Source organism: Streptomyces sp. NPDC020898 (assembly GCF_044333925.1).
Taxonomy (GTDB): domain Bacteria; phylum Actinomycetota; class Actinomycetes; order Streptomycetales; family Streptomycetaceae; genus Streptomyces.
In genome coordinates, this window is sequence record NZ_JBIRRV010000009.1 from 156,764 (window position 1) to 179,720 (window position 22,957).

The window sequence follows — 22,957 nt, forward strand, 5'->3', positions numbered from 1 at the left end:
CTCCCTCTCGCGGCGGGTTACTCCGGCGGGTTACTCCCTCTCCCGGCGGGCCGGACGCCGGGCGGGACGCCGCTTCCTGGGCGCGGCTTCCTCTTCGGGCTCTTCCTCCTCCTCCGCTTCCTCCCGCTGGGCGGAGCGGCCGGTGAGGGACTCGGTCACGGCGTCGACCGCCCCGCTGAGCGCGCCCTTGGATTTGCCGCGAGCGCCGCCTTCCACCATGTTTCCGACGACCTCGGGAAGCTGGGCGGGCGCCTTCCTGCCCGATTCGAGATCAAGTCGGTTGCATGCCTCGGCGAACCGCAGATAGGTGTCGACACTGGCCACCACGATGCGGGCGTCGATCTTGATGAGCTCGATGCCCACCAATGAGACACGGACGAAGACATCGATGACCAGGCCACGATCGAGGATGAGCTCCAACACGTCGTAAAGGCTGCTGCTGCCTGTGGTGCCTCCGCTTCTGCTCACGCCGTTGCCGCTCTGCGGCACCATGGTCATGGCGCCTCCTCTCCTGCCGGCCTCTTTCAGGTCGGCCGGTCGATCATGCCCCGGCTGTACCGGCGGGTCCGCTCGTACGAGACCAGCGCTCCCTGCGGATCCAGGGCGACCTTGTAGCTGGCCATCACGCTGGTCGTATCGGGGATGCGGTCGAGCTCCACCACTTCCACCTGCGCCTCCCAGCCCTCGTCGGTCGGCTTGAGTGACGAGACGGAGTCAGGGGGCCTGCCGAGCAGTTGGGCGAGTTGTCCGGCTGCCGAGCGCATCGCCGCAGCCGCGTCGGGAACCCCTGCCCGCCGCTTGGCGGAAGCCTTGCGGGCCGACGGCCGCTCCCGCCCCTCAGCGCCCTTGGCGCTCTCGGCGTTCCCGGCCGGGCGGGGGCGGACTCTCCTCGGAGGTGGTGGTTCTGCTGCGGCCATGTGGTCACTCCACTGGGGACTCGGCTCACTGAAGCTTAATTGTCATTGTATCGGGAGATATCCACCTTTTTAGGGGTAGGCGGTATACAGCCCGTCTGAGCGGCGACGCACAGTCGGCACGCGCTCTCGGGAAGGAGAGCAGCTCATGCAGGACACGACCAAGATCGCGCTCGCGGCCGCCGTGGCCGGGGGTTATGTACTGGGACGCGCCAAGAAGGGCCGTCTCGCGTTCACGGCGGCCACCTACCTCGCAGGCCGCCGTTTCGGCCTTGAGCCAGGTCAGCTCCTGACGCAGGGCCTCAGCAAGCTCAAGGAGATGCCCCAGTTCGCCGAAGTGGGCGATCAGCTTCGTGGCGAGGCCCTGGACGCCGGCAAAAAGGCGCTGGGAGTCGCGGCGAACCGCAAGCTCGGCGACCTCGCCGACTCGCTCCACCAGCGCACTCTCGAACTGACCAGCACGGACGAGCGGGAGGACGAGGAGGAGCCCTACGAGGACGAGGGCGAATACGAGTACGAAACGGAGGGCGAGGACGAAGAAGGGCCCCCGGAAGCGGAGGCGGAAGAAGAAGGGGAGCCGGAGGAAGAAGAGGACGAGGACGAGGAAGCGGAGGGAGAGTACGAGCCGGAGGAAGAAGAGGAAGAAGAGGAGCCCTCGTCTCGCAGGCGCGGCCGGGCACCGACCCGTACAGGAACCCGCACCCGCACCAAAGCTCCCGCCCGAAGGAGCACACGGCGGACGCCGGCGAAGAAGAGCACAGCGGAAAAGACCTCGCAGCGCTCGCCGGCCTCCAAGAAGGCCGCATCCTCCAGGACGACGGCCAGGACAACATCCGAGACCACGGCCAAGAGGACGGCCAAGAAGTCCCCGGCCAAGAAGTCACCGCCGAAGAAGTCGCCGGCGAAGAAGACCGCAGCGCGCGCTCCCGCACGCAAGACAGCGGCCAGGAAGACGACAACCAGCAAGACGACAGCCAGGAAAACTGCGGCGAAGAAGACGCCAGGCCGCAAGCCGTCCACGCGGAGGTAGGTCATGGCACAGTCGAAACGCGGCGGCGCGCAGGACACGAAGTCGGGACTGGACCAGCTGCTCGAAGAGCTGACCTCGTACCTCGAAGCCCAGGCCCAGCAGCTCGCGGACAGGGCGTCGGACAAGCTGGCAGACGTGACCGATCAGCTCCAGGACGTGACGGAAGGCAAGGGCAAGCTCTCCGACCTCACCGGTATCGGGGGGCGGGTGCTGGGGGGCGACTCGCCCGGGAAAGCGATGGCGGGCCAGGGCCTCAGCAGCCTCAAGGAAACCTTGACCGGCGCCGCCTCAAAGATCTTCGGCAAGGGCAAGAAGGGCCGCAAGAGCGGCGGCAAGGTCGTCAACATCGTCGAGTTCATCGACGTAGGCCTACCGCTGCGGACGGTGTACGACCACTGGACGCAGTACGAGGACTTCAGCGGCTTCGCCAAGGGTGTGCGCGACGTCTCCCGCGACGACGACACCACCAGCGAGTGGAAGGTCAAGGTCGGGCCGTCGACGCGCGGCTGGAAGGCCACCGTTCAGGAGCAGGTACCCGACGAGCGGATCGTATGGACGTCCGAGGGCGCCAAGGGAACGACCCGCGGCTGCGTCAGCTTCCACGAACTCGCTCCGACACTGACCCGCGTCCTCCTGGTGCTGGAGTACTACCCCTCCGGGTTCTTCGAGAAGACCGGCAACCTGTGGCGCGCCCAGGGCCGCCGTCTGCGCCTGGACCTCAAGCATTTCCTGCGACACGTCTCCCTCACCACCGACGAGCCGGAAGGCTGGCGCGGCGAGATCCGGGACGGCGAGGTGGTCGTCAGCCACGAAGAGGCGCTGGAAGAGGAGGACGAACTCGAGGAAGAAGACGAAGAACCCGAGGAGGAGGACGAAGAGGAACCCGACGGTCGTTATGACGCCGCCGGCGAGGAATACACGGACGAGGACTACGACGAGGAGGACGAGGAGTAGGGAGCCGACGACGGGAGGCCAACCGGCCGGGCCGGCCGGGCCGGCCGGGCTGATCACCCCCGAACCCCCGAGAGGGGCCGACGAAGCCGTCGACCCCTCTCACCGCTCCTCGAACACGGCTTCAGTGCTTCAGCGTGTCCTTGGCCTTCTCACCCGTCTGCTTCGCATCGCTCACGATCTGCTCGCGAACGCCCTTCGCCTCCAGGCTTTCGTTGCCGACAGCGTCGCCAACGGTTTCCTTCATCTTGCCCTTGCTCTTCTTGGCCACGTTCTTGACCTTCTTGCCTGTCGCCATCTCTTTCACCTCCACGCACGCGGGCGCGGTCGACAGATCAGCTTCCCTGCCGTGTACCCCACAGTGGGTCGCCTAAGCAAGTTATGCACCTTTAGGGCGGATTTCGACAATGCCAGGCCACGGCGAACTGCCGTACCCGGCGGGGACCCTCGTGGTGGCGCGGCGGTGGTCAACGCCAGTCGTCGATCACATACGCGTCGGGGTGGCTGTACCCGGGTTCGTTGGGTCTGTGCATGGTCACGCCCTGCAATCGGACTGACACCGGGGCTGCGCCACTCTTGCGCTCCGCTGCTGGTGGGACCATCGCTCTCGCCTCCCTGCCCACCTTCCATCGCACCACGGAGGCACACCGCCCGCGAGGTGAACGCTCCGGCCCGCCTACGTGGCAGTCGGGCCCGCGCGGCCTCACATCCGGGCTCTCAGCACGTCGACCTCACAGCCCGGCGCGAACGGGTCGAAGCCGTGCTCGACCAGCCAGCGAACCGCCAGCAGGCTACGCAACGACCACCACGCATGGATCACGTCGAGGTCGAGGTCGATGTCGGTGCCATAGCCGGCGATGACGTCGTCGAGGTGCTCCTCGTGTCCGAGCGTGAAGGTGGCGAGGTCGTACAGGGCATCGCCCTGGCCCGCCTCGGACCAGTCGATGATGCCCGTGACCTCGTCTCCGTCGACGAAGACGTGCGCGATCTGCAGGTCGCCGTGCGTGAACACCGGAGTCCACGGCCGGAGCGCGGCCTCGGCGACCTGGCGGTTGCGGGTGACCAGGTCGGCGGGCAGCACGCCGTTCGCTACGAGCAACTCGCACTCGTCGTCGAGTTCCGCCCCCAGCGCGACGACGCTCCGGCCTGCCCCGCCAGGCCGGGGCGGCAGCGGCGCGCCGTGCAGCTTCCGGATGGCGGCACCCGCCGCAGCCCACGCCGCCCGCGACCCGGTCGACGGCCCGCCGAGGCGCCCGAGCGTCGCCCCCGGCAGTGCGGCGATCGCCAGCACGTGCGGCTTGCGCCACAGCACCTCCGGGGTCGGGACCGGCACGAGGGCCATCGCCTCGACCTCGACATCGATGCGCGCCTGATCGGCGTCCACCTTCAGGAACACGTCACCGACGCGCAGAGTCGCACGCTCGGAATGGGCGACGACGACTTCGACCTCATCCATGGGCAACCAGCATCGCGGGGATGCTCGTCGACGGCACCGGGTTTATCGCGGCGCCTTGAGGGCCTTGATGAAAGGGGTGAAGGCTTCGATGGGGAAGGTGAGGACGCCGTGAGCCGGGGCTTTTGAATCGCGGACGGCTATGCGGGTGCGCGAGCTGGCGAACTCCAGGCAGGCGTTGCCGTCACCGCTTCCGGAGTAGGACGACTTCCGCCAGGTGCCAGAGGTGGTCACCGGGGTTGTGCCCTGGGCGACTTGAGCGCCTCGACGAAGCAGGTGAAGTCCCCGGTCGGGAAGGTGAGGGGCGCTCGGGCCGGCGCCTTGGAGTCGCGGACGGCTATGCGGGTGCGCGAGCTGGCGATCTCCACGCAGGCGTTGCCCTCGCCGCCGCCGGAGTAGGACGACTTCCGCCACTTGAGTGCCTCTACGAAGGGTGCGAAGGCTCCGGTCGGGAAGGTGAGGGTGCCGTAGGCGGGGTTCTTGGAGTCGCGTATGGCTACCCGGGTGCGGTGACCCGCTATCTCGACGCAGGAGTTGCCGTCGCCAGGGCCCGAGTAGGACGACTTCCGCCAGTTGCTTGGGGTGCCCATGGACGCCTCACAGCTCTTTCGTCAGTCTGTGGATGAAGGCGCGCGACTCGTCGGGGTCGAGCGACACAGCCTCCACTTTACGGAAGAGTGTTCGGAAAACACCTAGTTGAGCCTCGGAGTCGATGAAGGCCGTGCCGTGCGGGCCGTCGCCGACGACGGTGTCCAGCCTGGGTACGGCTCCTCCTGCGTAAGCCATGGCGCTGGCAGCGCCGGCGAAGCCCTCCAGGGCGAAGGGAATAACACGCACGGTGACGTGGTCCTCTTCGGAGAGTTCGAGGAGACTGGTGAGCTGCGTCAGTGAGGCCGCGCGGTCGCTGACGTTGATGCGCAACGCCGCCTCATGGATGACCGCCTCGTACGGAGTGGGAGCGGCGCCCTCAAGGATCACCTTGCGCTGCATCCGGTGACGGACGCGCAACTCAAGCTCGTCATCGGGGAGTTCGGGGACCCGGAACGAGAAGACGGCGCGGGCGTATGCCTCCGTCTGAAGAGGGCCGGGAATGTAGAGGAACTGGACCTCTTGCAGGAACGTGGCGTGGTGTTCCAGCTCGGCGAGGTCGAGGAATGACTTCGGCAGCAGGCCTCGGTACTCGTCCCACCAGCCGCGCGATCGACCTGTGGCCATGGCGACCAGCGCGTCGATGAACTCGCCGTCCGTGCATGCGTAGTGGGCCGCGAGGCGGCGCAGCCGCTTCTCGCTCACACCCGCGAGGGCGGACTCGATGTGGCTGATCTGAGTGGGGGCCACCCCGAGCTCAGCCGCCGCCTCGCGAGCGGCGAGGTCTGCCGCCTCCCTGAGCCTGCGCAGCTCGACCGCCAGGCGCATCTGACGTGCTGTGGGGTCGCGCCTCAGCGCCATTGACTGCTCCTTGGTTCAACGCGCCTGCGGAGGCGACTCGTTCGGGGGTCAGATTACGCGACCAGCTTGCCAGACATGAAGAATTAGACCTACCGTCAGTGACGCGACGCACACCCTGCGGAACGCCGGACCCCGGAAGCGCACCACACCGTCCTGCCACGACGGCTGCGGCATGCCACCGCCCGCCGACCGCAACCCCCCACCACCAACCGGGAGTTGACGCATGCCCGAAACCAAGAACGAGCCCGAGTCCTGGGAGTACTGGCTCTACATCCCCAACGACCTCCGCGCCGTCACCGTCAGCCGCCGCACCCTCCGCTTGATCCTCACCCTGCACGGACTGATCAGCCTCGTCGATGTCGCCGAACTCCTCGCCGCCGAGCTGGTGGCCAACGCCGTACGGCACACCAAGGGCCCCGCCGCCCTACGCGTCCGCTGGTCAGCCGGCGTACTCCGCATCGGCGCCTGGGACGCCGATCCCCAACCACCGCAGCCGTCACAGGAGTTGGGGCAGCTCATCGAGTCCGAAGACGGACGCGGACTGGGGATGATCCAGGCCTGCGCCGACCTCTGGGGATGGCAGCCGCTGGCCAGGAACGGGAAGCGGGGGAAGCTGGTGTGGTGCGAACTGACCGCCGGTGACGTCAGCGGCCTTTCAGCGGCGCGCAAGACCGCGGCCTAACCGTGCAACCGCCCCCCACAATGCGGCCAAGGCCCCGCCCCTCGCTTCACATACAGCCTCTTCGCGCGAAACGTCTGCTCGGTCGCCGTCGCGTCCTGGGGTCGCCCCGAGCCTCCCAGGCTCTGCCAGGTCTGCGTGTCGAACTGGTACAGGCCGCCGTACGTCCCCGAGGGGTCGACGGCGCCGGGGCGCCCCCCGGACTCGCAGGCCGCCAGGGAGCCCCAGTCCAGATGGTCCGCCCCCTGGACCGACGTCGGCATCGGTTTCGAGCCGACCCTCACCAGCTGGGCCCGCGGTTCGCGCACCACCTCCGTGCGCACCCGGCGCGGCTTCTGCTTGACGCCGTTGACCGACCGGATGGCGAAGGTGACCCGGCGCAGGCCCGGGCTGCCCGCCTGGTCGACGATCTCGGTGCCCTTGAAGAGGGACGCGTCCTGGGTGCGCCGTACGTCGAAGGGGATCGGCTCCTCGCGTACCTCCCTGGAGCCGGTGATCCGCAGGACCGTCACCGTCTGGCCGTCGCGCGGGAAGCTCGCGTCGGCCACCGAGATGGCGTCCTCGCCGCGCAACGTGATCCCGGCTTCCGCCACCGCCTCGCCGACCGTCGCCGCGTTCGTACGGATCGTGCGGGCCCGGCCGTCCGCCATGATCGTCACCGTGCGCTCGGTGCGGACGTCGATGGTCAGGCCCTGCCGGCCGATCTTCTGGGAGCGCGCGAGGGACAGATACGCGCCCTCTGCGCGCACCCCGATCTGCCTGAGCGCCTCCTCCACCGTCTGGGCCGTCGTCCACACCTCGCGCCGTTCACCGTCCAGAGTGATCCGTACGGGTCGCCCGTAGTGGACGCGGACCTCGTCGCCGCTGGCCAGCGCGGTGCCCGGGGCGGGGGCCACGACGTCGTGGGCGCCGACCGCTACGCCCTCGTCGGCCAGCAGTTCGGTGACGTCGTCGGCGAAGGTGTGCAGGGTGCGGGGCTTGCCGTCGACGCTGAGTTCGATCGCCTTGTCCTTGGCGACGAAGGCCGTCGTACCGCCCGCCAGGAACGCCACGACGAGGGCCTGCGGCAGCAACCGCCGGATGGCGTCCGGGCGTTCGGATCCCTTGCGGCGCCTGGCCGCCCGACGGTCCTGGGCCCGTCCGCGCCCGCCCTGCTGCTGTTGGGGCAGCGTCGGATCCACCGGAGCCGGAGCCGGAACCGGCGGGGGCTCGTAGGCGGGCCGGTACGTGTCCTCGTACGGCACCGTCACCCCGTACGCCACCGTCTCGGCGGTGTGCGGGTCATACGCGTCGTAGGGCTGTGGCCCGGGGACGGGGCTGTACGTCTCGTACGGCGGACTGCTCACGACGACACGCTCCAGGTTCCGGCGACGGGCACCAGAACCTAGCGGAGCGACCGTCACTCTCCAAAGCGACGCGACTACGGAGCGTCAACGCACGTCAGTGCGCGTCAGTAACCGAACGCGCGCGCGGTGTTCGTTGCGATGGCCGTCGCCAGGGTGTCCTCGTCGATGCCGCGCACCTCGGCCATCGCCCGCAGGGTGATCGGGATGAGGTACGGCGCGTTGGGACGGCCCCGGTACGGAGCCGGTGTGAGGAAGGGCGCGTCGGTCTCCACCAGGACCAGTTCCAGGGGGGCCACGGCCAGCGCGTCGCGCAGTGGCTGGGCGTTCTTGAAGGTCATGTTGCCGGCGAAGGACATGAAGTAGCCGTTCGCCGCGCACACTTCGGCCATGTCCGCGTCGCCGGAGTAGCAGTGGAAGACGGTGCGGTCGGGGGCGCCCTCTTCCTTCAGTACCCGCAGGACGTCGGCGTGCGCGTCCCGGTCGTGGATGACCAGCGCCTTGCCGTGCCGTTTGGCCATCTCGATGTGGGCCCGGAAGGACCGCTCCTGGGCCGCCTTGCCCTCGGGGCCGGTACGGAAGTAGTCGAGTCCCGTCTCGCCGACGCCCTTGACCTGCGGAAGCCCGGCCAGCCGGTCGATCTCCGCCAGCGCCTCGTCGAGGGCCGCGTCTCCGCCGGGTACGCGCGCGCCCTGCCGGGACCAGCCGTCGGGGTCGCCGTGGACGATGCGGGGGGCTTCGTTCGGGTGCAGGGCGACGGTCGCGTGGACGCTCTCGTACGTGGCCGCCGTATCGGCCGCCCAGCGGGAGCCCTTGAGGTCGCAGCCGACCTGGACGACCGTCGTCACCCCGACCGACGCGGCCTTGGCGAGGCCTTCCGCGACGGTGCCGGACTGCATGTCGAGGTGGGTGTGGGAGTCGGCGACCGGTACCCGTAGGGGTTCGGGCAGCGGCGGCGCTTGTGCGGCTTCGGACTTGGCGGGCATGCCCCGATCCTACGAAACCCGATCACATGAATCGCAGGAAAGGGGCACGCCCGCCTCTCCGGGGGGAGCCAGGAGGGAGCTAACTCGCCCTGCGGTGGAACGGGTGGAGGAGATCGGAGAGGTGCCAGTGGTGGTGTTCCGCCGGCGCCCCGGACTCCGCGGCCGTGGCGGCCGCAGGTACCGCCTTCGGCACCTTGCGCTGCCCGTGCAACGAACTCTGCGCCGAGGACACCTGTCCCGCGCGCATGATGCGCACCACGTGGTTCTCGCAGTTCTGGCAGGTCGGCCTGGACAGCGGGGACGGTACGACCCGGTCGTCCACCACGTACATCACCATCTCGGCGCCGTTGCCGTCGATGTGGTGCTCGATCTCGTACGACTGTTCCCAGCCGTGCCCGCAGCGCATGCAGGCGAAGGAATACGACTCGTGAACGACGGCGGTGGCCGTGCTGCTGCGGCCGGTGATCTCGCTCATGCCAGCTCCTCTTGTCCGCTGGACACAGGACGGGTGCGTCCCTGTGAACCAGTGGACGCCTCTGCCGGCGTGAAGGCATCAGACCTGTCGTCTGTTGAAGACGTTTTGGGCATTCCTTGTGGGAACGGCCCCGATCCGAGGGCTGGGCTTTGCCGTTCGCCGTCTGCCTTTGCCGGCTTATGGCGTGACCGGCGTCGCACCCGGCACGTTCCCCGCACCCTCAGCGTTCTTCGCGGCCACGACCGCGTCGAACACCTCCCGCTTGGGCAGCCCGACCTCGGCGGCGACGGCCGCGATGGCCTCCTTGCGCCGCTCCCCCGCCTCCTCCCGTACCCGCACCCGCCGCACCAGCTCCGCCGCGTCGAGTCCCTCCGCGCCCTTCTCGGGGGCGCCCTCGACGACGACGGTGATCTCACCCCGTACGCCCTCCGCGGCCCATTCCGCCAGCTCGCCCACCGGGCCGCGCTTGATCTCCTCGTACGTCTTCGTCAACTCCCGGCAGACGGCGGCCCGTCGGTCCGCGCCGAACGCCTCGGCCATGGCGGCGAGGGTGTCGTCGAGGCGGTGCGGGGCCTCGAAGTAGACGAGGGTGCGCCGCTCCTCGGCCACTTCCCGCAGGCGGGAGAGGCGCTCGCCGGCCTTCCTCGGCAGGAAGCCCTCGAAGCAGAACCGGTCGACGGGCAGCCCGGAGAGCGCGAGCGCGGTGAGCACGGCGGACGGGCCGGGTACGGCCGTCACCTTGATGTCCTTCTCCACGGCCGCGGCGACGAGCCGGTACCCCGGGTCGGACACGGACGGCATCCCCGCGTCCGTCACCAGCAGCACGCGCGAACCGCCCAGCAGCGCCTCGACCAGCTCGGGGGTGCGCGCGGCCTCGTTGCCCTCGAAGTACGACACCACCCGCCCCTTGGGCTGCACGCCGAGGCCCTGGGTGAGCCGGCGCAGCCGCCGGGTGTCCTCGGCCGCGATGACGTCGGCACCCTCCAGCTCCGCCGCGAGCCGGGGCGGCGCGTCCGTGATGTCGCCGATGGGAGTACCCGCCAAAACCAGTGTTCCAGTCACGATTCCATCCTCGCAGGCCCGGCTCCGGCCGATTGGGTAGGGCCATCCACGGGACTCACACAGTGCTGTTCCCTACGATGGCGCGGTGACCAGTACCGCGTCCTCCACGGACACCCGGCCTAGCCCCCCGTCGCCAGAGCAGCAGCCCTCGTGGCAGCAGCGGCTGCGCCGCTACGGATACGCGGCGAAGCCGAGAAGCGACGTCCGGGACCGCCTGGTGCCGCCGTACACCCGGCCGAGCCCTCGCCTCTGGGCGACCCTCGGGCTGCCGCCGGCCCTCACCGACCGGCTCATGCGCTGGTCGGGCTGGGGCGGCCCGCTGCTCGTGACGCTGCTGGCGGGCGTGCTGCGGTTCTGGGACCTGGGCAACCCGAAGAAGGTGATATTCGACGAGACGTACTACGCGAAGGACGCGTGGGCGCTCATCCACCGCGGCTTCGAGGTCAACTGGGACAAGAACGTCAACGACCTCATCCTCAAGACCAACGGCGACGTGCCGATCTCGGAGAGCGCGTCGTACGTCGTCCACCCGCCTGTCGGCAAGTACGTCATCGGGCTCGGCGAGTGGATGTTCGGATTCAATCCGTTCGGGTGGCGCTTCATGACGGCGCTGCTGGGCACGCTGTCGATCCTGATGCTGTGCCGCATCGGCCGCCGCCTCTTCCGTTCCACGTTCCTGGGCTGCCTGGCGGGCGCGCTGATGGCCGTGGACGGCCTGGCCTTCGTGATGAGCCGTACCGCGCTGCTCGACGGCGTCCTCCAGTTCTTCGTCCTCGCCGCCTTCGGCTGCCTGGTCATCGACCGCGACAGGGCCCGCGAACGACTGGCGGCGGCCCTCCCGCCGGACGCCGACGGCGTCGTACGGCCGGACGCGCACGTCGCCGAGACGACACGCATGGGCCTGCGCCCCTGGCGCCTGCTCGCGGGCCTGATGCTGGGCCTGGCCATCGGCACGAAGTGGAACGGCCTGTACATCCTGGTCGCGTTCTGCGTGATGGCCGTGCTGTGGGACGTCGGCTCCCGCAAGGTCGCGGGCGCCCGCCACCCGTACGAGGCGGTCATCAAGCGCGACCTGGGCTGGGCGTTCCTGTCGACGGTCCCGGTCGCCGTGGCCACGTACATCGGCTCGTGGACGGCCTGGATCCTCTCCCCCTCGGACGGCACCGGCGGCTACTACCGCAACTGGGCGGCGAACCAGGGTCAGAGCAGCAGTTGGTCGTGGCTGCTCCCGGACTGGTGGCTCAGCCTGTGGCACTACGAGCACGAGGTGTACCAGTTCCACGTGGGCCTGCACTCCCCGCACGCGTACGAGTCGAACCCGTGGAGCTGGCTCGTCCTGGGCCGCCCGGTCTCGTTCTTCTACGAGTCCCCCGCCCCCGGCAAGGACGGCTGCCCCGCCGACGCGGGCGAGCAGTGTGCCCGCGAGGTCCTGGCCCTGGGCACCCCACTCCTGTGGTGGGCGGCCGGCTTCGCGGTCCTGTACGTCCTGTGGCGCTGGCTGTTCCGCCGCGACTGGCGCGCGGGCGCCATCGCCTGCGGTATCGCGGCCGGCTATCTCCCCTGGTTCATGTACCAGGAGCGCACGATCTTCTTCTTCTACGCCGTCGTCTTCCTGCCCTTCCTCTGCCTGGCCGTCGCGATGATGATCGGCGCGATCGTCGGCCCACCGGGGTCGAGCGAACGACGCCGGGTCGCGGGGGCGGCGGGCGCGGGCGTGCTGGTGCTGCTGATCGCCTGGAACTTCATCTACTTCTGGCCGCTGTACACGGGGACGGCGATTCCTATCGATTCGTGGCGTTCACGGATGTGGCTGGATACCTGGGTCTAGTCACTCTTCGGACAAGAGTTGGGACAAGAGACGGAAACAGCCCCCACAGCAGCCCCGTAGGCCACTTACAGTTCAGTGGCCTACGGGGAGGGGAACTCACATGCGCAAGGGAGCAAAGGCAGCCATCGTCGGGTCCGTGTTCACGGTGATGGTGGGGGGTGCGGGGTACGGCGCGTTCAACATCGTGTCCGCGCTCAACGAGGACGGCGGCGGTACGCCGGCTGTGAAGACCGGGCCGCCGTCGAGCGACGAGGTCGGGGAGACGAGCGGGAAGTTCTTCGCGGCCTGGGAGAAGGGGCAGGCGCAGACCGCCGCCGATCTCACCAACAACGCGATACCCGCGGCCAATCTGCTCACCGGCTACAGCACACAAGCGCACATCACCGGGGTGAAGATCACCCCCGGCACGGCCACCGGCGTCACCGTGCCCTTCTCGGTCAAGGCCACGGTGTCGTTCGAGGGGAAGACGAAGCCCCTCGCCTACACGAGCAGCCTGACGATCGTCCGGGGTACGACGACCGGGCGGGCGCTGGTCGACTGGAAGCCGTCGGTCGTCCATCCCGACCTGAAGGTCAGCGGGGACGAGCTGGTCACCGGGGAGGCCGAGAGCCCGCCGATCGAGGCCGTGGACCGGGACGGCAAGGTCCTGACGAAGGAGAAGTACCCGTCCCTCGGGCCCATCCTGGACACCCTGCGCGCCCGGTACGGCGACAAGGCGGGCGGTACGCCGGGCATCGAGCTGGTGGTCCGGCACGCGGACACCGAGGCGGCCGACACCTCGCTGCTGACCCTCTCCGAGGGCACCCCGGGCAAGCTGCCGACGACGCTGAGCGCGAGTGCGCAGGCCGCCGCGGAGAAGGCGGTGGACCAGTTCGCCGAGTCGTCCGTGGTCGCCGTACAGCCGAGCACCGGTGAGGTGCTGGCGGTCGCCAACCACCGCGCGGACCAGTTCAACGCGGCCTTCGAGGGCACGTTGGCGCCCGGCTCCACGATGAAGATCATCACCGCGGCGATGCTCATCGACAACGGCGTGACGTCGATGAACGGGGCCGCGCCCTGCCCGCCCACGGCGACCTGGCAGAGCCAGACCTTCAACAACCTCAAGGGCATGGAACCGAACGAGGGCGCCACCCTCGCCAACAGCTTCCTGCGCTCCTGCAACACCGCCTTCATCAAGCTCATCGACGGCGACGACGCCCACCCGCTCACGGACGAGTCGCTGACGACCGAGGCCCAGGAGCGGTTCGGGCTCGGGCAGGACAACTGGAAGACCGGGATCGTGTCCTTCGACGGCAGCGTCCCCGCCTCCGGCGGCCCGGACCGTGCGGCCAACGCGATCGGCCAGGGCCAGGTCCAGATGAGCCCGCTGAACATGGCGTCGGTGACGGCGACCGCGATCACGGGCGAGTTCCGTCAGCCGTACATCGTGTCCCCGGACCTGGACAAGCGTCCGCTGGCGACGGCGAAGGGCCTGCCGTCGAGTACGGCCGCGCAGCTCAAGGACATGATGCGGCTGACCGCGACCCAGGGCACCGCGGCCGCGGCCATGGCCGGGTTGAGCGGGGACATCGGGGCGAAGACGGGCAGCGCCGAGGTGGACGGGCAGGCCAAGTCCAACAGCTGGTTCACCGGATTCCGGGGCGACATCGCGGCGGCGGCCATGACCCAGGAGGGCGGCCACGGCGGCGACGCGGCCGGCCCGATTGTCGCAGCCGTGCTACGGACAGGCGGCTGAACTCACCCGCACAGGACGGGACTCTAGGGTGGTCGTTGTCGTTGAGGTGTACTGAGGGCAACGGGGACCCTGGGGATTCGCGGAGGATCGGGAGCTGTGGGCAACAGAAGGCGCGTCGCCGAGCGACGGAGTGCACGGAAGACCAAACCCGCCGTGGTCGGCGGGATGATCGCCGTGGTCGTCGTCGGCACCGGTCTCGGGGTCTACGGGCTGTACGGCGGCGGGGCGGCGGCCGAGGACGGCTCGTCGACCGCCTCCACGGCCGACCAGAAGCCGGAGGTCCCGACGGGCCCGGTCCCGGCGGCCCAGGTCAAGGCGATCGCCGCCCAGTTCCTCACCGCCTGGCAGACCGGCAAGGTGCCCCAGGCGGCAGCCGCGACGAACGACACCACGAAAGCGGCCACCACCCTCCTCACCGGCTACACCAAGGACGCCCACATCACCGGCGTGACGATCACGCCGGGCACGGCGACGGGCGCCAAGGTCCCGTTCTCGGTCAAGGGCACGGTGACGTACGGCAAGGTGAGCAAGCCGCTGGCCTACGAGAGCGCGCTGACCGTGGTCCGTCGTACGTCCGACGGCAAGCCGCTGGTCGACTGGCACGCGTCGGTGGTCCACCCCGACCTGGCGGACGGCGACAAACTGCTCACCGGCGAGGCCGGCACCCCGCCGATCAAGGCCGTCGACCGGGACGGCGGTGAGCTGACCCTCACCAAGTACCCGTCGCTGGGCACGGTCCTGGACAGCCTCCGGGAGAAGTACGGCAAGAAGGCGGGCGGCAAGGCCGGCATCGAACTGAGGGTCGTACGCGGTACGGCGTCGAAGGCGTCCAAGTCGGCCGACAAGACCCTGCTGGAGCTGAGCAAGGGCACGCCGGGCACGGTGAAGACGACGCTGAGTCCGGCGTTGCAGACGGCGGCGGAAGCACAGGTGGCGAAGAAGGCGAGGTCGTCGGTGGTCCTGATCCGCCCGTCGACGGGCGAGGTCCTGGCGGTCGCGAACCAGTCGCACGGCTTCAACACGGCGTTCCAGGGATCCCTTGCCCCCGGCTCGACGATGAAGGTCATCACCGCGTCGCTGCTGATCGAGAAGGGGCTGGCGTCGGCGGACAAGGCGCATCCGTGCCCCAAGTTCTTCACGTACGGCGGCTGGAAGTTCCAGAACGACGACAAGTTCGAGATCAAGGGCGGCACGTTCAAGGCGAGCTTCGCGCGGTCCTGCAACACGGCCTTCATCAGCCAGGCCAAGGGACTCGACGACGACAGCCTGACCAAGCAGGCCCAGCAGGTGTTCGGCCTCGGCATGAACGACTGGTCGATCGGCGTCTCGACCTTCGACGGCTCGGTCCCGGTCCAGTCCCAGGCCCAGATGGCGGCATCGCTGATCGGGCAGGGCGGCGTCCGGATGAACCCCCTGAACATGGCATCGGTGGCGGCGACGATCGAGTCGGGCGTCTTCCGCCAGCCGTACCTCGTCTCCCCGGAGACGGACGACCGCACGCTGGCCACGGCCGCGAGGACGATGTCGTCGACGACGCTGTCCCAGCTCCGGGAACTCATGCAGTACACGGCCGCATACGGCACAGCCGCCGAGGCAATGGCGGGACTCGGCCCGGACTACGGAGCGAAGACGGGCTCCGCGGAGGTCGACGGCCAGAAACAGCCGAACGGCTGGTTCACGGCGTACCGGGGCGACCTGGCCGGCGCGGGGGTCGTCGTACAGGGCGGCCACGGCGGTAGCACGGCGGGCCCGATCGTGGCGGCGCTGCTGAAGGCGGGTTCCTGACCAGCGCCCACTCAGCCCGTCCGGCGTTTGAGGACCAGGCCCGTTCAGGGCCGTAGGGGGCTGGGGGCGCACGCCTTCCCACTAGGTACAAGGTTTGACCTGCGGAAACGATGGTTTCGGGCCCGACTCCAGCTCCTGGGACAATGACGGATCCGTGACCGGCGTAAGGAGCCGATGTCCGGCTGGATTCTTACGTGATCAGTCCGGGCAGGGATGAGCCGGCTCCGGTCATGCTGCCAGCGCCTACCTGATCATGACTGTGACAGCGAAACCGCCGATCATCAGCGCCAGCCCTCCCATGCTCAGCCATGCATCACCGTCGATCGCCCACGCGAGCAAGAACATGAGCAGACCGATAACACTGACAACATTGAATACGACCGCAACGGTCTCCATGCTCCCCCCTCAACGACTTGATCTGCAGGCAAGGCTAGGTGCGCCAGGAATGGCGGTGTGCTCGTTTCAATCAATAGTGCTGTGACCGGGAAGGTTCCCCGGGTTGCTCGTTGTGCTGCTTGGAAATGAGTTCTTCAAGCAGCGTGGGGAGGCGGGATGGCGAAACCCGGTCCGGGTTCGCGGACTGACCGAGCAGGAGGGCCAGAAACTCCAGCGCATCGTCCGGCGGGGCAGCACGAGTTCGGTGCGGTTCCGGCGGGCGATGATGCTCCTGGCTTCAGCCGGCGGCAGCACGATCCTCGTCATAGCCCGCGTGGTCCAGGCTGACGAGGACACCGTCCGCGACGTGATCCACAAGTTCAACGAGATGGGGCTCGCATGCCTGAACCCTCGCTGGGCGGGAGGCCGTCCCCGCCTTCTCGATCGTAACGACGAGGACTTCGTCGTCCAGACGGCCACCACTCGCCCGACCGTGCTGGGCAAGCCCTCTACCCGCTGGTCCATCCGCAAGCTCGCCGATCACCTACGACGCAACGGTGCCCGCCCCGTCCTCATTGGCCGGGAGGCCCTGCGATGCTTACTCGCCCGGATTGAGTACGCGATCAATGAACGACCGGACCGCACTTTCGCGTTCGACGAGTTCGGGCCCCTGGGAATCCGCCCCACCGCCGGCTCCTGCTGGGCCGAGCAGTCGCAGCCCGACCGCCTGCCGGCCACCTACCGGCGCACCCATGGAGTCACCTACTTTCACGGCTGCTACTCCGTCGGCGACGACCAGATGTGGGGGATCAACCGGCGCCGCAAAGGCATCGACCACACCTGGGCCGCCTTGAAGACGCTCCGGGCAGCGCGCCCGGACGGAGCCCCGATCTACGTGATCCTCGACAACCTCTCCGCCCACCTGAACTGGAGAATCCGCAGGTGGGCGGACCGAAACAAAGTCGAGCTGTGCTTTACCCCGACCTACGCGTCCTGGGCCAACCCCGTCGAGGCGCCCTTCGGACCACTACGGCAGTTCACCCTGGCCAACTCGAACCACCCCAACCACACCGTCCAGACACGGGTCCTGCATGCCTACCTGCGCTGGCGCAACAAGAACGCCCGTCACCCCGACGTCCTCGCGGCCCAACGACGCGAACGCGCCCGCATCCGCGGCGAAAGAGGCATCCGCTGGGGCGGCAGACCCCTATCCACCGCGGCCTGACCACTCAACCCGGTGAACCTTCCCGATCACAGCACCAAGCTGCGGGCCGGAACGTGACGGAGCCCGGGAGCATGTCCAGCTCCCGGGCTCCAGCTTGCCACCCATTTGCGCACACCGGCGGCGTTTAAGAACCGCGGGTCATGTTGAGATCGACGTGTTCTGCCTTTGAACTACAGCGCCACGAGAGAGGCGCCGAGGGGACTTGAACCCCCATCCGTCGATGTTCGCCCACGCTCGGTCGATCCGGTGTTCGGCGGCGAATACTGAGACTGGAGCGAGAATCTGAGTTTCACGGGGCCGCCTCTGCCAGGCTTGGGCCACCCCCGCACGTGGTGCGGGGAGAGGGATTCGAACCCCCAACTGACACCCCTTCATCAGCTTCAACATCAGTTTCAGCTTGCGCTCATCGCGCACCCTCCGCTCGCGACGGAGGGCGTCTGTGGAGGCTACCGGAACAGGTAGCCGAATACCGCGTCGCCGACCCGCTGGTCGGTGACCTCGGTGTTGTTCGCCTCCTCGCGGGCGAACTTGACGGACTGCTGGAGCTTCTCAACGCGGTCGAGGAGCTCATTGACCCGCCGGGCGGGCAGCGCGCCGGAGAACTTCACCGTGGTCCAGTAACCGACCGGGACGTCCTCGTAGTACACCTCGACCTGCGCCGGGTGCTTCTCCGTGGCCTCGGCCTTCACGTGGTTGCGCGGAACCTTCTTCGTGCGGATGGTCCGCACCGGGTCCGTCTTCCACGAGTCCGTCGAGGGGTCCAGGTTCCAAGACTCGGAGGCGTCGAGCACTGGCAACTTGCGCACGAAGGTGTGCAGGTCGGTGAGTTGCTTCTCCAGGAACAACAGGTAGGGGACGGGCACCTGGGGCAACAGCACCGTACCGTCGACCACCACGTCCGCGACCGCGGACCGGTTCGCCCAGTCCTTCGTCGCGGTCACGTCGAAGAGCCGCGTCAGCGTCCCGGCGGTCGCCCGCAGAGCATCCTCGGCCTTGATCTGCACCCGCGTGGACTCGGGCGGCAGTTGCTCGCCCTCTTCGTCCTTGGGCTGGTAGGTCCGGGAGATGCCGGCCAGCAGGGCGGGCTTCTGCACGTCCTGGTGAGCCTGGGTGAGCTCCTGGAGGGCCTTGGACTTGACGCCCTTTTCGACTGCGATGATCTGATTCAGCTTCGGCACACGGCGAACCTAACAACCCCGCGCCACACGCACATCCGATTAAACGCCTGCCCCGTCTTTTCCGCCTGAGAGGGCAGGGCGGCGAGTGTGAGCCCGGACCGGGGCGCGAAGGTCACCAACCGTAAGGAGGCCGCCCGGCCGGCGGCCCGTGCGGTGCATCGCAAGGCGGAGGGCCACGGCTCCTACCGCACGTACCTCGGTGGTCCGACCAACGCGTCGAGGCGCCGTGCCAGCCGTCGCGACACGGTGAACCTTCCCGGTCACAGCAATAGCCACTCCACGCCGAGGCCCCCTCTGCAACGCAGAGGGGGCCCTTCCTGCCTCCCAGAGATCCGGAGAGGCGGGGCCAGGGGTGAGTGATTGTGGCCAGTGCGGCGATGACTACGCCGGCCCACACGGCCATTGAGGGTGGCGGTGAAGGTGACCGACGCCAGCCGCTTCCTGGGGGGCACGGTGGGGACATCACGACGGGCACCCCCGCCCGCCGGTCATGGTGCCCAGCCATTCGCACTCGTCCATGCCGTCGCCGGTCGGGAAGTCGCCTTCTCAGCGGACCTCTTCCTCCTGCAATTCGATCCTGAGCCCTTTGACCTCACGGATGATCTGCTCGGTTTCCTGTTACCTGGTCATCACGGGGGCTCCCCCTGCCGCCGGTTCGGGCACCCGAAGTAGGGCAGCCACGAACCCTCGCGCGGAGTCTGGTGCGTGTGCACGCTCATCGCGTCCAACTCGTACGACCATCCGTCGGGGGTGTCGGCAGCGGCACGTACCGCTTCGAGGTCCGTGATGGCCACGGGCAGGCAGTCACGGAGACTGACGAGCATGCTCGGTACGTCCCGCCCGGTGAGTGTGCCGAGTTCCCAGGCGCGCCCGTCCCAGGTGGTCTCCCAGCACACGCGGTACCAAGTCGCCCTAATGTCGGGGGAGTTCATGCGCTCGCTCCCTTCACTAGGCCCGGAGTCATCCGGTGACAGCAGCACGTGCACACCAGGTAGCGCACCCCGGGAGTGCCGCTGTCGCGGGGCTCCGCGTCCCGGCACCGGTCATGGGTGCCGATCGTGCAACGCCCGGACACGTACGAGCGCTCCGGCATCCAACTCGACTGTTTCGCGGGGGAGTTCATCACTCACCCGCCCCCTTGTCGGTGTTGACCCTGGGGTGCAGCGGGTTCACGTTCCACGTGCGGCCCCAGGGGTCGCTGTGGTCCCCGTCGTGCCCGTGGGGAAGGACACAGGCACCCAACTCGCCGAGGATCGGAGCGCCGTAGAAGAGAGACGCGCGCGCCTTCCCGCACCGGTCTGTATTCATCGGTGTCGTCATTGAGACTCCCCGGCGTAGGCGCGGCGGTAGATCGCCCACAGTCCGCGCCCGGTCTCGCAGCCGTCCAGAGCCTTGCCCGCGCCCTTGCAGCCGTCGGCGCACTTACGGGTGTGCTCGTGCCACAGCCGGTAGGTGCGCAGCATGGCGTCTTCATCGAGCTTCACGGACGCTCTGACCCTCGGGCCGGTCATCGGCACCCCACCCCGTTCAGCACGGCGTGAATGTTGCGGGTGTCGAGGTCGAGCCCGAAGTCCGCGGCGAGTACGAGGGAGGTACGCCTGCTGTAGTGGACCACGCGTTCCCGCGCCGTCCAGTACGGCCGCACACGCGCCGTACGCGGACTCACGGGGACCTCGGGCGCCATGTCGAGAGCGGGCAGGTACGGCCGCGACAGGCGGGACGCGGAACCGTCCAACGCTCCCCGGTCGGTGCTGTACGGCGACCGACGCTGAGCGGGCACTCGTGCTACCAGGCGCACATCATCCTTTACTTCTTTGCAGGTCACGACGGTTCGAATTGCTGTCGGCACCTTCCGGCGGGTGCCGGTCGGCGGGAACAGCCGGGTGAGCCCCCATACGGCCAGGGGCACCACAAGCCAGTGCAGCGCAGCCGCGCTACGCTCAGCCATGTTCATCAACTCCCAATCAGTTGGTGGGCCGCGCCCCCGGACCGGTCGCACGGTCGCGGGGGTCTTCGCGTCTTGGCAGCGTAAAGGAGGTGTACTACCCCCGTCTACCCCCTGGGGTAGCTATGGCGGGTACACGCTCGCCGCCTAGTGTCGTGATCATGAGTATTGATCGGGAGGGGCCGGTTCCGCCGTACCGTCAGATTGCCGCGATCGTGCGCGCCCGCATCGAAGGCGGGAGTATCCCGCCCGGCCGTCGCATCCCGAGCCTTGTTGAGCTGGAAGCCGAGTTCGGCGTAGCTCGCGACACCTTGCGGAAGGCCGTGAAGGTGTTGAAGGACGAGGGTCTCGTGGAGACGGTCACGGGCATGGGCGTGTATGTGGTGGACAAGCGCGCCAAGGGCGACGAGTCCGCAGGCTGACGTACCGAGTCCGGCTTGCCCCGCCCGAGTGGGAGACACGTCCCCCACTACGCCGAGTGCTCCCCGCGCCCGCACGTGCCACCGCCGCCGACAGAGACGGAAACGACGTGCAGCGCAGGGAATTCTTCAAAGCGTCGGCCGTGGCCGGGCTCGCCGTGGGGCTCCCAGACCTCACCCGCCCCCTGACGGGCCGCCGGGCCGGAAGGCGACTTCCCTCAGCGACTGCGGGAGCGTACGGCCCGCCTGCGTCGGCTTGACGACATCCTGGGAGGCGGGGACACGTACCGGGTCTACCTCGGGGAGTACCAGGCCACGAAGGCCCTCATCCGCGAAGCCACCTGCACTGAGGAGACAGGACAGGCCCTGCTCTCCGTACTTGCCGAGCAGGCACAGCAAGCCGGTTGGGCGGCATTCGACGGCGGCATGCACGACGACGCGACCGGCCTGTACGAGGAGAGCTACAACGCGGCCACGGACGCCGGGGACGCAGCACTCGCGGGCAACGCGCTCGCCTTTCTCGCCTACCAGAGGGTCAACGGCGACCGTCAGGCGGGAATAGAGACCGCTGCCCGATCCTGCGAGACCGCAGGCCCTGACGCGCCGTCAGGAGTGCGCGCGCTGCTGCATGAGCGGCTGGCTTGGGCGTACGCCGTCGCCGGACTCGCCGCCGAGACGGAACGTGCCCTGGAGGCCGCAGGCGCCGCGCTCGCCGGGACCAGCAACGAGCCGCAACCCGACTGGGCCGCATGGGTCGACGAGAACGAGCTACGGATCATGACCGGCCGCTGCTGGACGGAACTCCGGCGCCCGCTGCGCGCGATTCCCGCCCTGGAGAGTGCCTTGGTTCAGTACGACGACGCTCACGCACGGGACAAGAGCCTGTACCTGTCATGGCTTGCGGAGTCGTACATGACAGCCGGGGAGGTCGAGCAAGCCGCCGCCGTCACCGGCCGCGCCCTCGACCTCTGCGCCGGAGTCTCCTCCGTAAGGCCCCGGCAACGGCTCGCACCGGTTCTGGGGCAGCTCAGTCAGTACCAGAACATCCCAGCCGTCACCGAGGTTCTGGAGAAAACCCGAGCCTGACCGCCGAGCGGTTCACTCGGACTCCGGCGGACCCACGATCGCGCTCACCCAACGGAGATACGCCGCCGACCCGGCCACGATCGGCACGGCCGACACCTCCGGGTTCTTCCACGGGTGATCCCTCAGAAGACGCGACTCCAACTCGGCGTACCTGTCTGTCCTGGTCTTCAGCAGGAGTTGCCACTCCTCACCAGTACCGAACCGGCCCTCGTGCCAGAAGACGGAGACAACAGGACCGACGATCTGCGCTCCGGCCGCCAGTCGGCCGGTGACCACCGACCGAGCCAGCTCCACCGCCTGCCCTCGCGTCTCCGTCGCCGTCGACACCTGCACGTACTCAGCCATACGAGCGACCATATCCCCGAGCGTCCCGCGTAACCGAGGTCATCGAAGTCGAGCGGTGCTCGGTACGCGGGGTGGGTGCTCCTCAAACGCCGGAGGGTCTGGATGATGCCGACCGGGGCTTGATCTTTCAGTACCGGCCCGCACCTCCAGCCCGTCCGGCGATTGAGGACAAGGCCCGTTCAGGGCCGGCAGCGGGGGTCTGGGGGCGCAGCCCTCAGGAAGGGATGGGACGGGTAGGGGCGGCGGGGGCGAAAATCCCCGCCGTCACCTGGCCACAGGCGCCGCCCCCGCCATATACGTACGCCGCAAGAACCTCACCAGCGTCTTCGTCTCGAACTGCACCACGGAGACACTTCCCGCGGAGTGGAACTCGACCACCGCCTGGACCCGGCCGCACGGCCAGACCCGTACCTCGCCCGAGCCCACCGGTGCCCGCAGCCCCTCCTCCAGGAGGGACCGCGAGAACGTCCACTCGTGGGCGCCGGGGAGGCGGACGCGGATCGTGCGCGGGTCGGTGTCGGGGTCGTAGCGCAGGACGACGGGGACCGCGCCCCGGTCCTCCTGGGTGTCCGTGACGATATGGGCTCGCGCGTACTGTTCGACTGCGGACATCGGACCGTCCCCTTACGCTGCGTCACCTGTACAGAAGCTGTGAATCCGCTTCCTCTCCAATGTCGCATATTCGGCAGATTGC

The 22,957-nt window shown here is 68.6% G+C and carries 27 protein-coding genes and 2 pseudogenes; 9 read left to right on the forward strand and 20 right to left on the reverse strand.

Annotation, left to right across the window (positions count from 1 at the left end):
• Positions 1-30 precede the first annotated feature (30 nt).
• Together ACH4TV_RS27500 and ACH4TV_RS27505 are read right to left on the reverse strand one after the other, a co-directional pair.
• Positions 31-498, reverse strand: coding sequence for a gas vesicle structural protein GvpA (locus ACH4TV_RS27500; RefSeq protein WP_398402611.1), 468 nt, complete (start codon positions 496-498; stop codon positions 31-33).
• Positions 499-524: 26 nt separating this feature from the next.
• Positions 525-917 carry a gas vesicle protein gene (locus ACH4TV_RS27505; protein WP_398402613.1) on the reverse strand — a complete coding sequence of 131 codons (393 nt, stop codon included), beginning with the start codon at positions 915-917 and terminating at the stop codon, positions 525-527.
• Positions 918-1,062: 145 nt separating this feature from the next.
• Between ACH4TV_RS27505 and ACH4TV_RS27510 the strand changes: the two genes are divergently transcribed.
• Together ACH4TV_RS27510 and ACH4TV_RS27515 are read left to right on the forward strand one after the other, a co-directional pair.
• Positions 1,063-1,944 carry a histone protein gene (locus ACH4TV_RS27510; protein ID WP_398402615.1) on the forward strand — a complete coding sequence of 294 codons (882 nt, stop codon included), beginning with the start codon at positions 1,063-1,065 and terminating at the stop codon, positions 1,942-1,944.
• 3 nt (positions 1,945-1,947) lie between these two features.
• The gene (locus ACH4TV_RS27515; RefSeq protein ID WP_398402617.1) at positions 1,948-2,898 is read left to right on the forward strand and encodes an SRPBCC family protein; all 951 of its coding nucleotides are present in this window, start codon (positions 1,948-1,950) and stop codon (positions 2,896-2,898) included.
• A 121-nt stretch (positions 2,899-3,019) separates the two neighbouring features.
• On the opposite strand, the gene ACH4TV_RS27520 is transcribed toward ACH4TV_RS27515, so the two are convergent.
• From ACH4TV_RS27520 to ACH4TV_RS27545, 6 genes and pseudogenes are all read right to left on the reverse strand, one after another.
• Positions 3,020-3,193, reverse strand: coding sequence for a CsbD family protein (locus ACH4TV_RS27520; protein WP_398402619.1), 174 nt, complete (start codon positions 3,191-3,193; stop codon positions 3,020-3,022).
• Positions 3,194-3,598: 405 nt separating this feature from the next.
• Positions 3,599-4,351: a phosphotransferase family protein gene (locus ACH4TV_RS27525; protein ID WP_398402621.1), complete on the reverse strand. Its 753-nt coding sequence runs from the start codon at positions 4,349-4,351 to the stop codon at positions 3,599-3,601.
• A gap of 42 nt (positions 4,352-4,393) precedes the next feature.
• Complete coding sequence (locus ACH4TV_RS27530) at positions 4,394-4,582, reverse strand: DUF397 domain-containing protein (protein WP_398402623.1); 189 nt, start codon at positions 4,580-4,582, stop codon at positions 4,394-4,396.
• A pseudogene (locus ACH4TV_RS27535) lies at positions 4,579-4,761 on the reverse strand (DUF397 domain-containing protein); the annotation flags it as partial. The gene ACH4TV_RS27530 and the pseudogene ACH4TV_RS27535, both read right to left, overlap by 4 nt.
• Positions 4,762-4,938, reverse strand: a pseudogene (locus tag ACH4TV_RS27540) (DUF397 domain-containing protein); the annotation flags it as partial. It lies immediately after the preceding pseudogene.
• A 7-nt stretch (positions 4,939-4,945) separates the two neighbouring features.
• Positions 4,946-5,797: a DUF5753 domain-containing protein gene (locus tag ACH4TV_RS27545; protein WP_398402625.1), complete on the reverse strand. Its 852-nt coding sequence runs from the start codon at positions 5,795-5,797 to the stop codon at positions 4,946-4,948.
• 223 nt (positions 5,798-6,020) lie between these two features.
• Between ACH4TV_RS27545 and ACH4TV_RS27550 the strand changes: the two genes are divergently transcribed.
• Positions 6,021-6,479 carry an ATP-binding protein gene (locus tag ACH4TV_RS27550; protein ID WP_398402627.1) on the forward strand — a complete coding sequence of 153 codons (459 nt, stop codon included), beginning with the start codon at positions 6,021-6,023 and terminating at the stop codon, positions 6,477-6,479.
• On the opposite strand, the gene ACH4TV_RS27555 is transcribed toward ACH4TV_RS27550, so the two are convergent.
• The 4 genes from ACH4TV_RS27555 to rsmI all read right to left on the reverse strand — a co-directional run bounded on the left by ACH4TV_RS27555 (position 6,476) and on the right by rsmI (position 10,342).
• Positions 6,476-7,822 carry a ubiquitin-like domain-containing protein gene (locus ACH4TV_RS27555; RefSeq protein ID WP_398402629.1) on the reverse strand — a complete coding sequence of 449 codons (1,347 nt, stop codon included), beginning with the start codon at positions 7,820-7,822 and terminating at the stop codon, positions 6,476-6,478. The genes ACH4TV_RS27550 and ACH4TV_RS27555 overlap by 4 nt on opposite strands.
• A gap of 104 nt (positions 7,823-7,926) precedes the next feature.
• The gene (locus tag ACH4TV_RS27560; protein WP_398402631.1) at positions 7,927-8,805 is read right to left on the reverse strand and encodes a TatD family hydrolase; all 879 of its coding nucleotides are present in this window, start codon (positions 8,803-8,805) and stop codon (positions 7,927-7,929) included.
• Positions 8,806-8,884: 79 nt separating this feature from the next.
• Positions 8,885-9,280: a hypothetical protein gene (locus ACH4TV_RS27565; protein ID WP_398402633.1), complete on the reverse strand. Its 396-nt coding sequence runs from the start codon at positions 9,278-9,280 to the stop codon at positions 8,885-8,887.
• A 177-nt stretch (positions 9,281-9,457) separates the two neighbouring features.
• Positions 9,458-10,342 (reverse strand): 16S rRNA (cytidine(1402)-2'-O)-methyltransferase, encoded by an 885-nt coding sequence (gene rsmI / locus ACH4TV_RS27570; protein WP_398402635.1) that lies wholly within the window; start codon positions 10,340-10,342, stop codon positions 9,458-9,460.
• 85 nt (positions 10,343-10,427) lie between these two features.
• Here rsmI and ACH4TV_RS27575 point away from each other — a divergent pair, with 85 nt between their 5' ends.
• The 3 genes from ACH4TV_RS27575 to ACH4TV_RS27585 all read left to right on the forward strand — a co-directional run bounded on the left by ACH4TV_RS27575 (position 10,428) and on the right by ACH4TV_RS27585 (position 15,690).
• A complete protein-coding gene (locus ACH4TV_RS27575; RefSeq protein WP_398402636.1) occupies positions 10,428-12,170 on the forward strand; it encodes a dolichyl-phosphate-mannose--protein mannosyltransferase in 1,743 nt (580 codons plus the stop codon).
• A gap of 100 nt (positions 12,171-12,270) precedes the next feature.
• The gene (locus ACH4TV_RS27580; RefSeq protein ID WP_398402638.1) at positions 12,271-13,905 is read left to right on the forward strand and encodes a penicillin-binding transpeptidase domain-containing protein; all 1,635 of its coding nucleotides are present in this window, start codon (positions 12,271-12,273) and stop codon (positions 13,903-13,905) included.
• Between the two features lie 96 nt (positions 13,906-14,001).
• On the forward strand, positions 14,002-15,690 hold the full coding sequence (locus ACH4TV_RS27585) for a penicillin-binding transpeptidase domain-containing protein (protein ID WP_398402640.1): 1,689 nt from the start codon (positions 14,002-14,004) through the stop codon (positions 15,688-15,690).
• Positions 15,691-15,933: 243 nt separating this feature from the next.
• Here ACH4TV_RS27585 and ACH4TV_RS27590 read toward each other — a convergent pair whose 3' ends face one another.
• A complete protein-coding gene (locus tag ACH4TV_RS27590; RefSeq protein WP_398402642.1) occupies positions 15,934-16,086 on the reverse strand; it encodes a hypothetical protein in 153 nt (50 codons plus the stop codon).
• A 262-nt stretch (positions 16,087-16,348) separates the two neighbouring features.
• Here ACH4TV_RS27590 and ACH4TV_RS27595 point away from each other — a divergent pair, with 262 nt between their 5' ends.
• Positions 16,349-17,290, forward strand: a complete 942-nt coding sequence (locus ACH4TV_RS27595) for a helix-turn-helix domain-containing protein (protein ID WP_398402993.1) — start codon at positions 16,349-16,351, stop codon at positions 17,288-17,290.
• Positions 17,291-17,736: 446 nt separating this feature from the next.
• Here ACH4TV_RS27595 and ACH4TV_RS27600 read toward each other — a convergent pair whose 3' ends face one another.
• From ACH4TV_RS27600 to ACH4TV_RS27620, 5 genes are all read right to left on the reverse strand, one after another.
• The gene (locus ACH4TV_RS27600) at positions 17,737-18,468 is read right to left on the reverse strand and encodes a hypothetical protein (protein ID WP_006376607.1); all 732 of its coding nucleotides are present in this window, start codon (positions 18,466-18,468) and stop codon (positions 17,737-17,739) included.
• A 629-nt stretch (positions 18,469-19,097) separates the two neighbouring features.
• The gene (locus ACH4TV_RS27605) at positions 19,098-19,400 is read right to left on the reverse strand and encodes a hypothetical protein (protein WP_398402644.1); all 303 of its coding nucleotides are present in this window, start codon (positions 19,398-19,400) and stop codon (positions 19,098-19,100) included.
• 190 nt (positions 19,401-19,590) lie between these two features.
• Complete coding sequence (locus tag ACH4TV_RS27610) at positions 19,591-19,788, reverse strand: hypothetical protein (protein ID WP_398402646.1); 198 nt, start codon at positions 19,786-19,788, stop codon at positions 19,591-19,593.
• Positions 19,785-19,952, reverse strand: coding sequence for a hypothetical protein (locus ACH4TV_RS27615; protein WP_398402648.1), 168 nt, complete (start codon positions 19,950-19,952; stop codon positions 19,785-19,787). Before ACH4TV_RS27615 ends, ACH4TV_RS27610 begins: the two co-directional genes overlap by 4 nt.
• Positions 19,953-19,975: 23 nt before the next feature.
• Complete coding sequence (locus ACH4TV_RS27620; RefSeq protein WP_398402649.1) at positions 19,976-20,416, reverse strand: hypothetical protein; 441 nt, start codon at positions 20,414-20,416, stop codon at positions 19,976-19,978.
• A 158-nt stretch (positions 20,417-20,574) separates the two neighbouring features.
• Between ACH4TV_RS27620 and ACH4TV_RS27625 the strand changes: the two genes are divergently transcribed.
• Together ACH4TV_RS27625 and ACH4TV_RS27630 are read left to right on the forward strand one after the other, a co-directional pair.
• Positions 20,575-20,835, forward strand: coding sequence for a GntR family transcriptional regulator (locus tag ACH4TV_RS27625; protein ID WP_398402995.1), 261 nt, complete (start codon positions 20,575-20,577; stop codon positions 20,833-20,835).
• A gap of 423 nt (positions 20,836-21,258) precedes the next feature.
• Positions 21,259-21,918 (forward strand): XRE family transcriptional regulator, encoded by a 660-nt coding sequence (locus ACH4TV_RS27630; protein WP_398402651.1) that lies wholly within the window; start codon positions 21,259-21,261, stop codon positions 21,916-21,918.
• Between the two features lie 12 nt (positions 21,919-21,930).
• Here ACH4TV_RS27630 and cutA read toward each other — a convergent pair whose 3' ends face one another.
• Positions 21,931-22,263 (reverse strand): divalent-cation tolerance protein CutA, encoded by a 333-nt coding sequence (cutA, locus tag ACH4TV_RS27635; protein ID WP_398402653.1) that lies wholly within the window; start codon positions 22,261-22,263, stop codon positions 21,931-21,933.
• A 264-nt stretch (positions 22,264-22,527) separates the two neighbouring features.
• Positions 22,528-22,875, reverse strand: coding sequence for an SsgA family sporulation/cell division regulator (locus tag ACH4TV_RS27640; RefSeq protein ID WP_398402655.1), 348 nt, complete (start codon positions 22,873-22,875; stop codon positions 22,528-22,530).
• Positions 22,876-22,957 lie beyond the last annotated feature (82 nt).